The following is a 12,726-nucleotide window of genomic DNA, read 5'->3' as shown; positions in this document are numbered from 1 at the left end:
CGATTCTGACGGAACCGTATTCCATCCGCAATCAAAAAAGACCAGAGGCTTACGGCATGTCCCGGAAAAGGCGCTTCCCGCCTGCACTTCCATCTTGACGGATGCCTCAAAGACAGGTTTGCTAGTCCTGCGCATGGGAGAGTCCTTTTACACACGCACTACGGAGACACCCCCCTCCGCCTTTGATTTGTCCCTCCGACCGCCTGCCTTCAGCGAGTTCCGCGGGCAGGAGAAGATCAAGGACCGCCTGATGCTGATGGTGGAAGCCGCCAAACAGCGCGACGACGTGCTGGACCACATTCTGCTGAGCGGCCCCCCTGGCCTGGGAAAGACGACGCTTGCCAATATTATCGCGAATGCCGTCGGCTGCCGCATCCATACGACGTCCGGACCGCAGATCGAGAAGGCGGGGGACCTGGCCGGCGTGCTGACCAATCTGGAAAAAGGGGACATCCTTTTTATTGACGAGATCCACCGCCTTCACCCGGCCATTGAGGAGTACCTGTACCCTGCCATGGAGGATTTCCGGCTGGATATTATTATCGACCAGGGCCCGAACGCCCGCTCCATCCAGCTGAATCTTCCCAAGTTCACCCTGGTGGGGGCCACCACCCGCGCCGGGATGCTGACCAGCCCGCTGCGTTCCCGCTTCGGCCTCGTGAACCGGCTGGATTATTACACGCAGGAGGATTTGTGCGCGATCATCGAACGGTCCGCCGGTCTACTGAACGTCCCCGTGGAACCGACAGGCGCGCTTCAGATCGCCCTGCGCTCCCGAGGCACGCCGCGCGTGGCCAATTCCCTGCTGCGCTGGGTGCGGGATTACGCCCAGGTACGCGGCGACGGCGTGATTACGGAGCAACTGGCGCACGATGCCCTGACCATGATCGAGATTGACGACGACGGCCTGGACGAGATGGACAAGCGCCTGCTGGAAGCCATGATTTACAAGTTCAACGGCGGTCCGGTGGGCCTGTCCTCCCTGGCCGTGGCCGTGGGGGAAGACGCTTCCACGCTGGAGGACGTGCACGAGCCTTTCCTGATCATGCAGGGGTACATCAACCGTACTCCCAGGGGACGCGTGGCGATGCCTTCCGCCTATCTCAAGATGGGGGCCACGCCGCCCGCCAACGGACAGGGATGGCTGTTGTAAGCCATCCGTTTACGGCATGGCAGGAGTCCCGTGTTTTGTGCTGGTCATCAGGCCTCCTTTCTTTTAGACTGTCCCCACATAAAACGTCAGGACGTTTTCTGTTCATCATACGCCCAAAGCTATGGCCGCAAATTCTGATATCGCCTTTAAAAGACTGCCCGTCAAGATCATCGGTACGGGCTCCTATGTTCCGGAACGCCGTCTGACCAATGCGGACCTGGAGAAGATGGTGGACACTTCCCACGAATGGATCATCGAACGCACGGGCATCGTGGAACGCCGCATCGCCGCCCCTGACGAGTACACCTCCCACATGGGAACGAAGGCCGCCCAGCGGGCGCTGGAATCCTGCGGATTGCAGCCGGAGGATATCGACCTGATCATCGTCTCCACCATTACGCCGGATACGTTCACTCCTTCCACCTCCTGCTATATCCAGGACGCCCTGGGCGCCAAGAATGCCGCCGCCTTTGACATTTCCGCCGCCTGCTCCGGCTTCCTGTTCGCCATGAAAACGGCCGTCCAGTTCCTCGGCACGGGCCAGATGAAGACGGCCCTCATCATCGCCGCGGAAAAACTTTCCACCGTCGTCAACTGGGAGGACCGCACCACCTGCGTCCTGTTCGGGGACGGCGCCGGAGCCGCCGTGCTCCAGGCTTCCACGGGAGAGGAAGGGGAAGGCTCCATCCTCGCTACGGACATCGGCACGGACGGCGCCCTGCATGACCTGCTCCAGATTCCGGGCGGCGGCTCCCGCTGCCCCACCACGGTGGAGAACGCCCACGAACGCCTGGCTACCCTCGCCATGCGCGGCAAGGAGACCTTCCGCCAGGCAGTTCCCCGCATGAAGGATTCCGCCGCCAGCGTGATTGAACGCGCCGGTCTGACGTCGGATGACATCAAGCTGATCATTCCCCACCAGGCCAACCTCCGCATCATCAATGCCGTGGCCCAGCGTCTTTCCATCCCGGAGGACAAGGTGTTCATCAATATTGAGAAATACGGCAACACTTCCGCCGCCGCCGTGGCCATCGCCTTTGACGAAGCGCGCCGCACCGGCAGGTTCGGCAAGGGGGACAACGTCGTCCTGGTCACCTTCGGCGCAGGCCTCACATGGGGCGCCGCAGCCATCCGCTGGTAATTTCCGTTATTCCATTCCAGAAACTTACATTACACATGACAACCGAACCGTACGGCAAAAAGAATCCGTTCCCCGCACCCGTCCTTTCCGTCAAGCACCTCACCGGGGAAGGCAGCCCGAAAGAAACGATCCATATTGAATACAGCCTGGACGGCGCCGGAATGGTGTACGTTGCCGGAGACGCCCTGGCCGTCATTCCCTCCAATGATTCTTCCTTGGTGGACGCCCTGATTGAAAAGCTCGGCCTCAGCCCGGATTCCCAGGTTCCCACGCCGGAGGGGGGAGCCGCCAGCCTGCGGGACGCCCTGATCAACTGCTATGACATCACCAATGTCAACAAGGCCCTGCTGACCAAATGGGCAACCGCTTCCGGCAGTCAGGAGCTGGAAACCCTGCTGGCCGGGGACAAGGACGCGCTCAGCGATTTCCTGTGGGGACGCGACGTGCTGGATCTGGCAACGGAGTATCCGGCCTCCTTTGAATCTGCGGAGGCTTTTGCAGGCATCCTGAAAAAGATCATGCCGCGCCTTTATTCCATCGCCTCCAGCCCGAACGCCCACCCTGAAGAAGTGCATCTGTGCGTGGGCGCGGTGCGCTACACGGCCCGGGACCGCAAGCGCGGCGGCGTGTGCTCCACTTACATGGCGGACCGCCTCCAGCCGGGACATACGGCCAGGGTGTTCGTGCATACCAACAAGAATTTCCGCCTGCCGGAAGACGGGGATACCCCCATCATCATGGTTGGCCCCGGCACCGGCATCGCCCCCTTCCGCGCATTCTGGGAGGAACGCATCGCCTCCGGGGACAAGGGCGGCAATTGGCTGTTCTTCGGCAACCCATACAAAGCTACCGATTTCTGCTATGAAGACGAGCTGGCCAAATTGACGGCGGACGGCAGATTGAAATTGTCCGTAGCCTGGTCCCGCGACCAGGAGAAGAAGGTATACGTTCAGCATCTCATGGTCCAGGAAGGCGAAGAGCTCTGGAAATGGCTGGAAAACGGCGCCTGCTTCTACGTCTGCGGAGACGCCTCCCGCATGGCCAAGGACGTTGACGCCGCCCTTCATGAAGTTATCCAGACCTGGGGCCACAAGACTCCGGAAGAAGCTGCGGAGTACGTAGCGGACATGAAACAGCACCGCCGCTACCAGCGGGACGTGTATTAATCCGGTATACGCTTTCTTTCCTTTTACCGCGCCTTTCCACTATCCGTGGGAAGGCGCTTTTTCTTTTTACTACGGAGAAGCCGTTACCGGTAAATCCGGTTGACGCAGGGAAGAGCGGCTTGCCTTTTTTCCTCCATCCCTTTTTCCGGGTTTTCCGGGCCCTTTGCGGAAAGGGAATTTACTTGCCCCATAGAAATCCCTTATACAACCCATTTACCAGGAGGGACCAGGGGCGCATGCACCATCTTTCCGCCCTGTCCGCCCAGACGCACCAGCAGTTTACCCGGGCCTGGAGCTTGTCAAACGCCTTTTCCATCTCAGCCGGCTCCTCCCGCGAGCAGGCCTGCACATAAGCATTAAAACAGGGTCCCTCCAGCCATCCATGCAGCATGGAACCAATCTCTTTGAGGAACCGGATACGGGCTTCTTTCTCCATCTTCAGCAGTCTGGGCACATGTAATTCCCGCAAAATTAAAAAGTGCACGGCAAACTGCCATTCCCTGTGCGGCATCAGTTTCCATTCCTCCAGCCGGCGCGTCAGCAGGTCTTCCACGGAAATATCACGGCAAGCCTGCTCCTGCATGGCAGAGCCGGCACGCTGTACATAGATGGAGCCCACTTTTTTTCCCAAGCCAATCATCGCCGTTCTTCTCATCAACCGCATCCAGTACAGGACATCCTCTCCGTATTTCATGCCTGCTTCCCACAAGGGAAGAGAAGATGCCAGGGAGGAATTCAGAACAACGCTGCTCGTATGGATGGATAAAAGCCCTCTTAACCCCAGTTTCCTGACTACGAAGGAGCACGGTTTTCCCTTCCTGCGGGGAATGCAATCCTCCTTGTTCCATGTATATCTGGCGGCATAAACGTACACGCCGGGATGCTTCCGGAAAAAATCATATGCCATCTTCAAATGATCAGGATACCAGTAGCCATCTCCATCAAGGAATGCCACGTATTTTCCTTTGGCCGCTTTCATTCCCGTGTTTCTGGCATGCGAAGCGCCTCCATTTTCCTGGGAAATGACGTTAATTCTGGAATCCTGAAAAAATTCCACCACTTGAAGGGTGCCATCCGTCGAGCCGTCATCAACGATGATCAATTCAAAATTCTTAAATTCCTGATCCAATACGGATTGAACGGTTTTTCTCAAATAATGCTCCAGATTATAGGCGATTAAAATCACGCTGAATTCTATCCAACCATAGCGGCTATCCCGGATATGCCTGTTCTTTTCTTCCATTTTCCAGATTTAAAACTCGGTGGAGAAATACAGGATTTCTAATCCGGGTTCTTTGTCCGGATACATGAAGGTTTACCAACATGCACATTATGAGTTTTTTATACGGCTTCATGCTGCTGCACGACAGGAAGGACATTTCTTTCCAGGATTGCCTCCCCTCAACTGTCACCATTTATATTAAGTATTTTTTATTGAATCCGGATTAGAAATTCGCGGTTAAGCCATCAGTTCTCATTTTTAGTAACAAAACATAAAATGCTTTTTGCTTTCCTATCCTGATTCCTGTTTTTCCGGATAACCAAAGAAGGATGATTCCATGAAATACGGCACTTCCTTCATTTTTTCCCTACATCCCTCCGATCAATCCCTTCGGTTTGAAAAGACGCTTCCCGGAGGCTTTCACCTATCGACAAAGATTATGCATCGCCCTTCCCTGCATGCAGTTCATCCCCCTGCATCCCTATCTGCCAAATGACCGGTATCAAGATTTCCCCTTCTTCTTTTTCGCGCATGAATACGCATTCATTCCCTTTTTCCCATTCCACGCACTCAAACCTGCACACGCTATTCCCCATGCAGCAGAGGAAGCAGCCATGCAGAACATGGTTCCATGAACACTTCACGGAGGTTTTATCCAAGAGCTTTTCCCTGCCCTGGCGGGCCCTTTCCATCCGGGGTCTTCAGGCACCCCCTACCGCGCTCCGCAAACGGCTCTTTTCACTTTCCTGAGCTTGAAAAAGAAGACCATGCAGAGCAGATACAGCTTTTGCGGCAAGCAATGGACGATGCCCATCCATCCCGGCTTCCTTAGCGCCCACCTTCGGCGGAAGGAATAGTTCCACCAGTTCTGCTGTTGATCAATGCAGCGTATCGCCTTTCTTCTCTCCTCCATTTCGGCAAGCAATTCTTCCCGCGAACGGAAAACCGGAGTGCGGCCCTTCAACAAGTCCTTACACAGTTCCAGGCCGGCTTCCTTGCTTTTCTTCAACTGGCGCCGCATCAGCCGATCCCTTTTTTCAAAGGCCGCAGCCGTTTTCATGCTGGCAAACCGCGCTGCACTGTTGACGGCACAAATATTTTTGACGGCAAACCTGTAATAGTACAGGGAGACATCCGGCAATTCATAGATGCTGCCTTGCAGCCACACATGAAATCCCATCAGGTCATCTTCAAAATTGTCCGTCATCGGCAGGGAGCGCCCCCATTGGCAGGCGCTTTTCCTGATCATCATACTGCCTCCGTAATGGGCAGTGGAGGAGAAAGTCCCCTCTTGAAGCCTGATCACCGGGGCCTCTTCCGGAACAGCAGGAAACGCCGGGAATCTGAACATAACGCCGGCTTCCTCATACACGCGGGTCATCTGGCTGACGACAGCCACGGCATCCGGATGCTCCGTCACCACTCCGGCAAAAATCCTGCACCTCCAGGGGAAGGAACAGTCATCTCCGTCCTGACGGAGAATCCATTCATGGGTGGCCAACTCCACGGCCTGCCGTATATGCGGCCCGCGCCCCAGAGGGGTTTCATTCCGGTTCAATACCACACGGTGCGGTCCCCGGTACTCCGCCGCCATTTCCTGCATGACTGCAAAAGTACCGTCGGAAGAACCGTCATCAGACAGGATGATTTCTACCGGCCCCTCGTAATCCTGCCCGAATACGCTCCGGATGGCATCTCCAATGCAATATTCCTCATTATGCCCGGTCAGAATAATGCTGATGGAGGGGAGTTCCGGAGGATTCATGAAGAAAAGCGGCACGGAAAAGGAAATGTGAATCCCGAGATGGACTATGATCCACAGTACTTATAGATAAGGCGTCACGTTTGTACCGGATTAAGAATCCGGCGTCAACGGAAAAATCTGGGAAAAAGTTTGTTAGGGGTAATGGGGAATATAAGGATGACGGGGATAACAGGGATTAAAAAGATTCTCCTATCATCCTGATGTTCCCTATCATGCGCATCTTTTATGGCGGCGTTGATTAATCACGGATTCTTAATCCGCTATGATTTGGTCCATCAATGCGTTGATTAACAATGAAGGCGTCACGAGGGATTTTTTCCCTCCTCCATTTACCGATTGTTATTACTCCAGAATCAGCGCGAAGTCTTTCCTCCACATCCGGATTCCCGTCCAGCTCCAAAAGCGTTCCATCTCCTTCCTAAATGCAGAAGCCATTTTTCAGCGTTATTATTCCAGCCTATAACCTGGAAAAATATATTGCTGCTACCATTCAGTCGGTACTGGCTCAAATATTTCAGGATTTTGAAATTATTATCGTTGACGATGGTTCTACAGACGGAACCGTTTCTATCATCCAATCTTTTCACGACCAAAGAATTCATCTTATTTCCCAGTGCAACGGCGGCGTTTCGCGAGCACGAAATGCAGGAATGAAGAAAGCCCAAGGCCTTTATATTGCTTTTCTGGACGGGGACGATTACTGGTACCCAGAACATTTGGCGCTGGCGGCTAATTTTTTCAATCTTCATCCTGAGATATTGGTTTATTCCAACCGTCACATCCTGGACGAGTTGGCCAACATAGCGCCACGTCCCCCATCCCATCCTGTATTCATCCGGAAATTGGGGTTAAGGGGATTGCTATTCATGCACCCAAGCAATGTTATCCTGAGTTCATCTCTTGCGTTTCAACTTCCGTCCTGGGAAGAAAATATGTCCTATGGAGAAGACGGCCTGTACTGGACGCGGTGCATGAGGCAGACAGCCCTGATCGGGCTGGGAGGAACCGTCACCTCAATTTACCGGCAAAGGGCATCATCCGCCATGCATGATGTGAATTACCGGCATGTCTCCATTCATACGCTCCTTGCGCCCTTGCTGGATGAACTTGAAGCCATGAAAAAACCCACATGGCAGTTCGCCGTTCATTTCCTGATCATCAGGGAATTGCATTCCAACAGGTTGCTGACTCTTGACGAAGAGGAAAGGACCTCCTTGCTGGGCAGAATCAGGAAGGTGACGCATCCCTACCTGAACCGGACCTATTTTGACGCCTATGCGAAGGCATGTTTTGCAAAGGAAGGAATGGAACAATCATTTACTGCGCTCATGAATAGAACCGTTTCCTTATGCGTCTGGCTGGACCGCCTGGAAAGAATGGGAAGATCCATGTTGTTTCTCAATAGAAACCAGTAACGCGGATGGGAAACGCAGATCCATTTCTTCACCTGCCATAGTCCATGCCGGACCTTTACCATGAACATCGTATACGCTACAGACGATAAGGGAGCGCTGGGAACGGGGGTAAGCATCGTTTCCCTCATGGAGAATTTACCAGCCGACGTTCATGCCGATATTTACATCATGACAGACGGTTTGAACGAGGACAATACGGCTCGTTTAAATTCTCTGCAACGGTCTTACCGCCTGAGTTTACACTTCATTGACATGAAGGATAAATACAAGGATTTTCCCGTTGGTTCCAAGTGGTCGGCAGCGACGTATTACCGTCTTGGCCTCGCAGGGGAACTTCCCGCCACGGTGGAACGCGCCCTGTATGTAGATATTGATACCATTTTCAACCGGGATATCAGTTCCATGTATGAAACCGAGTTCGGGGATTGCCTCATCGCCGGCGTTTTCACTACGGAACATTTGACTGAGGAGTTTTTCTCACGCTGGAAACAGGAAATGAATCTGGGCAGGGATTCCATTTACATCAATGCAGGCGTTGTTCTTTATCATATTAAGAAAATTCGTGAAGAACGGTTTGAAGCCCAAGTTTTATCTTATGCGAAAAGCAACATCCATCATCTCTCCTGGCAGGATCAGGATATTTTGAACGCATGTTATCAAGAACGTATTTTCTTGCTCCATCCCATGTGGAACATCTGCGACGGCGCCATTTGGTCGATCCGCTGGGAAGGAATAAAAAGCTTCGAGAATAATCCCCTAGAGCCGAAGGATTTGTTGGAAGCCGCCACCAGTCCCGGCATCATTCATTACTGGGGGCATCCCAAGCCCTGGCAGCCCAATAGCCTGCGTCAGGATAACGGGCTGTTCTACAAGTATTGGAAAAAATCTCCGTGGAAAGATAATATCCGGGATTTCCGAAAGCAAAATGATTCTGCCCGAATGTTTGTTTCCCGAATGAGATGCCTCCTGGGGAAGGGCAAACGGCTTTTGCAGGGCAAACACCAGTAGGATTGCGCCAGCTTTTCCTGCCTTTCCCGATGACCAGGAAGCAACCGATTTACAGAGCGCTTTTTTATTAAGGAACGCCAATATCAGCCATTTTTTTTCGGGATACCATCCGTATTCCTTTTTTCCTTGGTATTTCCCCGAGTCAGGAAATTGTCCACTCGGGATTTCCATGGCTGCAAATGCTTCAAATGCACGAAGCTCATGTCTTTTTCATTCCGCGGCTGATGATGATCCGAAGCCACAGCTTCAGAATTTGCCTGTCTTTCCCGCGCATAAACGTTATTACGAAAGCAGAATAAGCCCATTTTTTCCTTTTGATTTTTAGCTTTGCGTACAAAGGGTTTTTCATGGAAGCCCTTTTCACGCCCAGATTCCGGTATAGTGATTTTCCGGCTTGTCCAAAAAGATCATTTTACGGATGCCTCCATTAGTTTTCCACGACCGGGTTCCACGGTGACTATTTCCGCCAACCAGTTCTGGCAGTACACGCATTCAAAGCAGGCCAGCAAAGCGTGTGCAAGAATGCGTCAACGTTTTATACCTGATGACCGTATCGGCAAGTAGGGAGTATTTTAAAAATTAGTTTATTCATGAAAGTTGACACTATCAAAGGAAGTTCCTATGTAATGACTTGTACAAAAGCTTGTACAGTACATGCCGTTTTAAGTTCCAGCGTGGATCTCATGCTTGTTCTGGAAGCAGGAAAAGCGGGCCAATACGGTTTTGTGGCTCCGACGGATGCGGTAGAAATATCCGATGAAAACGCTTTTGTCATACAGATTTTTAAAACGCCCGTCCCGAGATTGTTTGTCCAGGACGGCGTTCAACCCGGAGAGGATGCCATTTTAAAAAATATGATGGCGGAGTCCGGAACCTTTGCCGGCACCGTCAACGCCAACGGAGGCGTTCGCGTGCCGCTGCCTGCCACGGCCCAGGAGGCCCTGTCCTGGGACTCCATGCTCGAAGAGCAGGCCAGACGGGAATGGCTCCTGGTGCGCAGCGCCTCCTATGCCGCCGTTCCGTCATGGGTGGCATTGCTGGTGCGCATGCAATCCCTCAGCATTTACAAGTATTCCAGCGCCAATGCATCCGTCAAGGAAGGCATCATTGAAAATGAACTATATGACCATGTCATTAGAATGACTCCCGCCTCCGGCATTTCCTTGCTGGGGGTGGGCACCAAGCCCTGGAAATTTGCTCATTCACTGGGAACCTACAAAGATTCCAGTTTTGCGGCGGCGGCGGCATGGTGCATTACGGGGGCGGACAAGGCGTCCATCATGCTGGGAAGCACCACACATGGCTATGGATGCACCACAAACCCGTCCTCGCCATGCTATGCGCATCCCATTCACTGGTGCAATTATGACCATGCCGGGACAGGGCAGGATTACAGGTTTCCTCTGCTCAATTCCGTTAATAATTACAACGGTTATGATATGACGCCCGCCTGGCAGGCGACTTTATACGGCAAGTCTTACCTGGGCAGTTCTGCATCCTGCTTGATCCGCGGCACGGATTACGGGCGCGGCAACGGGAAAGCCCGGTATGTGTGGGCGCTGGTCCCAGACGCCACCTATCTTGCCGTAGCAATGGCGCCCCGGCATGCGGCAGACCATCCCTACGTTGAAAACAGGTGGGAGTTGTTCGTCGACGGGCAATACGTCATGCCCATGACAGCGCGGTTCTGCGGCGGCGGCCATACGGCTGTATTGTCAGCAACAGTCAAAGCCCATGAAGTGGCCAGCGCGCAGGAGACAGGGTTGAGAATGGCCGGAATGCGGGTGAACACGGGCAGCCTGCCCGGCAGCACGGCGGCCAGGGATATCCTGGGGAAGGTGGTCATGGACGGAGTGGCGATCAAGCCCGTGCCGGAGGTGACGGCTTCCGCGCTGGAGGTGGGAGCGGAAGGCGGTGAAGTAACGCTGACGGTATCCTCCACGCTGGCGGAGGCTGTGTACGCCATTAACGACACGATGTGCGGGCATGACCCCGCCGCCGTATGGTGCAGCCAATCCGCGGAGCAGATACCAGCCGGCGGCGGCCAAATCACCCTGACGCTTGCCCCCAACACGACCGGGCAACCCCGGCAAGTGTGGGTTTTTGTCGGCCACCACTATGCCCAGACCGCTGTCGTGGAAATCAACCAGTTACCCTGAATATATGAATAAAAAAGAGTTGCACTTATTTTTCCTGCCAAGGAAGTAAAAAATCCTTATAATGCCCCATAGGGAACGCTTACTTTTTCCTCTTCCAGAGCAGCCGCGTCCCCGCTATTGCCAGTCCACGATGTACCATGCCACGCATGCCTTTCGTACAGCAATACATTAAAAGAATCGTTATGACGCCATAGGAAACAACCATCAGGAAGGCGCAGGCAAACCAGTTCAGGAAAGACCCGGAGGGTTGCAAGGGGGAATATTTCCAAATCCAGTTCATCAGCACCATAGGTATCAGAATCAGCGCCAGCTGGTAACCGAATTGGAGCCAGTAATTCATCACGTTCTTTCTGAATCCCCAAGTGTACAGCATGAAGGGTTTCCAAATGCCAACAATAAGCACCAGGCTGGAAATACCCCCCAGAAGAATGCCGGGCAATCCCCATAGGTAACCTCCGATAATTGCTACGGAAATGTTGATCACGCTTTCTACAATGGGCGCCCAGACATCCCAGAACAGGCCGTAGCCGTATAAAAATTGATCCACTGCACCCCGCGTGACAGTGATGAACAGGTTGATGATGATCAGGATCATGATTTCCCGGGGGAGGATGTAGCCCGCTCCCAGCCAAAGCGTGATGAATGGCTCCAGAAGCTGGTAAAGGGTAAAGCAGATTGTCCCGGCTATCAGCATGCGCAGGGAAAATAATTCATTGAACACCTTGCGGATTTTTTCCGCGTTCCCCTCCGCGATCAGATTTCCCACGCTGGCTTCCGTGCTGCCCAGCAGGTTGTTGACCAGGAGGAACAGTTTATCCATGATGGTGGAATAGTTGCCATAGTAGGCGACCATCTGCAGGGAAACAAATGCATAAACCAGAAACGGCGTGACCTGGAACTGGAAAAAATAACCCAGCCGATGTACAAAGAGCTGCCTGGTATATTTAATAACCTCAGGGTATTTCCTGAACAGTTCCTTTCCCAGAGCCACATTGCTTTTCAACCAGGGATATACCTGATTAATTTTCCAGTTAAGGATGAAGGAATAAATAATGCCGAACAGCAGTTCTATCATTATCCATAGATAATAGCTGCCCGTATACCACGCAGATAATATCTGGCATAAAATTTTGATTATGGAGGCCGTCTGGAAATAGAAGGCCACCACGTAATTCCTCTGGTCCGCCCCCAGGAGAGTCTGCCTGTAGTTGGCGAAGTACCCAATCAGGGAAGAGGCGAGAAAGGAATAATAAGCAAAATAGATGATTCCATAGGAAAATCCCGTTGAAGGGAAGATCAGCGGCAGAAAACAGGAAAGCAGCAATCCGGCGGCAATAATGATGCGCCCTATCCACCGGTACATGTAACCCAGAACAGAAATAATTTCATTAATTCTGGCCTCATCATGTTCAAAAATAGGTTTATAAAGCACATATCCGATAGCCGTGCTTATGCCAAGCTCCGCCAAATTAAGAAAATTCAGCAGATTCATTAAAGTTCCCGTCAAACCGACGAAATCAGCGCCCAGGCAATTCAGGAAAACTTTTCTTGAAAAAAATGAAATGATGAGAATCAGAACATAAAAAATGAGGTTCACCCGGGCATTCAACAGGCTTTTTTTTACGCGAGACTCCTTCATACCATTTATTCCATGGACTTATCCTCTCTTCACGAGAAAACAAAAAATACAGAAATCA

Annotated in this window: 10 protein-coding genes; 7 read left to right on the top strand and 3 right to left on the bottom strand. The window is 52.6% G+C overall.

All coding sequences use genetic code 11. The features are described from left to right. Positions 1 to 133 precede the first annotated feature (133 nt). From ruvB to P8A25_RS01255, 3 genes are all read left to right on the top strand, one after another. Entirely contained in the window at positions 134 to 1,153 is a 1,020-nt protein-coding gene (gene ruvB / locus P8A25_RS01265) for a Holliday junction branch migration DNA helicase RuvB (protein ID WP_102737010.1), read from the top strand. A 121-nt stretch (positions 1,154 to 1,274) separates the two neighbouring features. Beyond that, positions 1,275 to 2,294, top strand: a complete 1,020-nt coding sequence (locus P8A25_RS01260) for a beta-ketoacyl-ACP synthase III (protein ID WP_022397682.1) — start codon at positions 1,275 to 1,277, stop codon at positions 2,292 to 2,294. A 35-nt stretch (positions 2,295 to 2,329) separates the two neighbouring features. Then, complete coding sequence (locus P8A25_RS01255; RefSeq protein ID WP_022397683.1) at positions 2,330 to 3,460, top strand: sulfite reductase flavoprotein subunit alpha; 1,131 nt, start codon at positions 2,330 to 2,332, stop codon at positions 3,458 to 3,460. Positions 3,461 to 3,638: 178 nt separating this feature from the next. On the opposite strand, the gene P8A25_RS01250 is transcribed toward P8A25_RS01255, so the two are convergent. Beyond that, positions 3,639 to 4,703: a glycosyltransferase family 2 protein gene (locus P8A25_RS01250; RefSeq protein WP_102727601.1), complete on the bottom strand. Its 1,065-nt coding sequence runs from the start codon at positions 4,701 to 4,703 to the stop codon at positions 3,639 to 3,641. A gap of 437 nt (positions 4,704 to 5,140) precedes the next feature. Here P8A25_RS01250 and P8A25_RS01245 point away from each other — a divergent pair, with 437 nt between their 5' ends. Further along, a complete protein-coding gene (locus P8A25_RS01245; protein ID WP_215443292.1) occupies positions 5,141 to 5,317 on the top strand; it encodes a hypothetical protein in 177 nt (58 codons plus the stop codon). Between the two features lie 77 nt (positions 5,318 to 5,394). Here P8A25_RS01245 and P8A25_RS01240 read toward each other — a convergent pair whose 3' ends face one another. Then, positions 5,395 to 6,447, bottom strand: coding sequence for a glycosyltransferase family 2 protein (locus P8A25_RS01240; RefSeq protein ID WP_404838733.1), 1,053 nt, complete (start codon positions 6,445 to 6,447; stop codon positions 5,395 to 5,397). A gap of 422 nt (positions 6,448 to 6,869) precedes the next feature. Between P8A25_RS01240 and P8A25_RS01235 the strand changes: the two genes are divergently transcribed. The 3 genes from P8A25_RS01235 to P8A25_RS01225 all read left to right on the top strand — a co-directional run bounded on the left by P8A25_RS01235 (position 6,870) and on the right by P8A25_RS01225 (position 11,029). Then, a complete protein-coding gene (locus tag P8A25_RS01235) occupies positions 6,870 to 7,862 on the top strand; it encodes a glycosyltransferase (protein ID WP_215443290.1) in 993 nt (330 codons plus the stop codon). 60 nt (positions 7,863 to 7,922) lie between these two features. Beyond that, complete coding sequence (locus P8A25_RS01230) at positions 7,923 to 8,870, top strand: glycosyltransferase family 8 protein (protein WP_215443289.1); 948 nt, start codon at positions 7,923 to 7,925, stop codon at positions 8,868 to 8,870. An 854-nt stretch (positions 8,871 to 9,724) separates the two neighbouring features. After that, a complete protein-coding gene (locus tag P8A25_RS01225) occupies positions 9,725 to 11,029 on the top strand; it encodes a BACON domain-containing protein (protein ID WP_215443288.1) in 1,305 nt (434 codons plus the stop codon). A 79-nt stretch (positions 11,030 to 11,108) separates the two neighbouring features. Here P8A25_RS01225 and P8A25_RS01220 read toward each other — a convergent pair whose 3' ends face one another. Continuing rightward, positions 11,109 to 12,668 (bottom strand): lipopolysaccharide biosynthesis protein, encoded by a 1,560-nt coding sequence (locus tag P8A25_RS01220; protein WP_022397692.1) that lies wholly within the window; start codon positions 12,666 to 12,668, stop codon positions 11,109 to 11,111. Positions 12,669 to 12,726 lie beyond the last annotated feature (58 nt).

The sequence above is a fragment of the Akkermansia sp. BCRC 18949 genome (assembly GCF_045011645.1).
Taxonomy (GTDB): Bacteria; Verrucomicrobiota; Verrucomicrobiia; order Verrucomicrobiales; family Akkermansiaceae; genus Akkermansia; species Akkermansia massiliensis.
The sequence above is the reverse complement of the archived record's forward strand: the minus strand, read 5'-3'. Positions and strand labels throughout refer to the sequence as shown.

Bases quoted from the DNA above. Each gene is read 5' to 3' on its own strand.
- ruvB (WP_102737010.1), top strand. From the start codon at position 134: ATGGGAGAGTCCTTTTACACACGCACTACGGAGACACCCCCCTCCGCC.
- P8A25_RS01260 (WP_022397682.1), top strand. From the start codon at position 1,275: ATGGCCGCAAATTCTGATATCGCCTTTAAAAGACTGCCCGTCAAGATC.
- P8A25_RS01255 (WP_022397683.1), top strand. From the start codon at position 2,330: ATGACAACCGAACCGTACGGCAAAAAGAATCCGTTCCCCGCACCCGTC.
- P8A25_RS01250 (WP_102727601.1), bottom strand. From the start codon at position 4,703: ATGGAAGAAAAGAACAGGCATATCCGGGATAGCCGCTATGGTTGGATA.
- P8A25_RS01245 (WP_215443292.1), top strand. From the start codon at position 5,141: ATGCAGTTCATCCCCCTGCATCCCTATCTGCCAAATGACCGGTATCAA.
- P8A25_RS01240 (WP_404838733.1), bottom strand. From the start codon at position 6,447: ATGAATCCTCCGGAACTCCCCTCCATCAGCATTATTCTGACCGGGCAT.
- P8A25_RS01235 (WP_215443290.1), top strand. From the start codon at position 6,870: ATGCAGAAGCCATTTTTCAGCGTTATTATTCCAGCCTATAACCTGGAA.
- P8A25_RS01230 (WP_215443289.1), top strand. From the start codon at position 7,923: ATGAACATCGTATACGCTACAGACGATAAGGGAGCGCTGGGAACGGGG.
- P8A25_RS01225 (WP_215443288.1), top strand. From the start codon at position 9,725: ATGATGGCGGAGTCCGGAACCTTTGCCGGCACCGTCAACGCCAACGGA.
- P8A25_RS01220 (WP_022397692.1), bottom strand. From the start codon at position 12,668: ATGAAGGAGTCTCGCGTAAAAAAAAGCCTGTTGAATGCCCGGGTGAAC.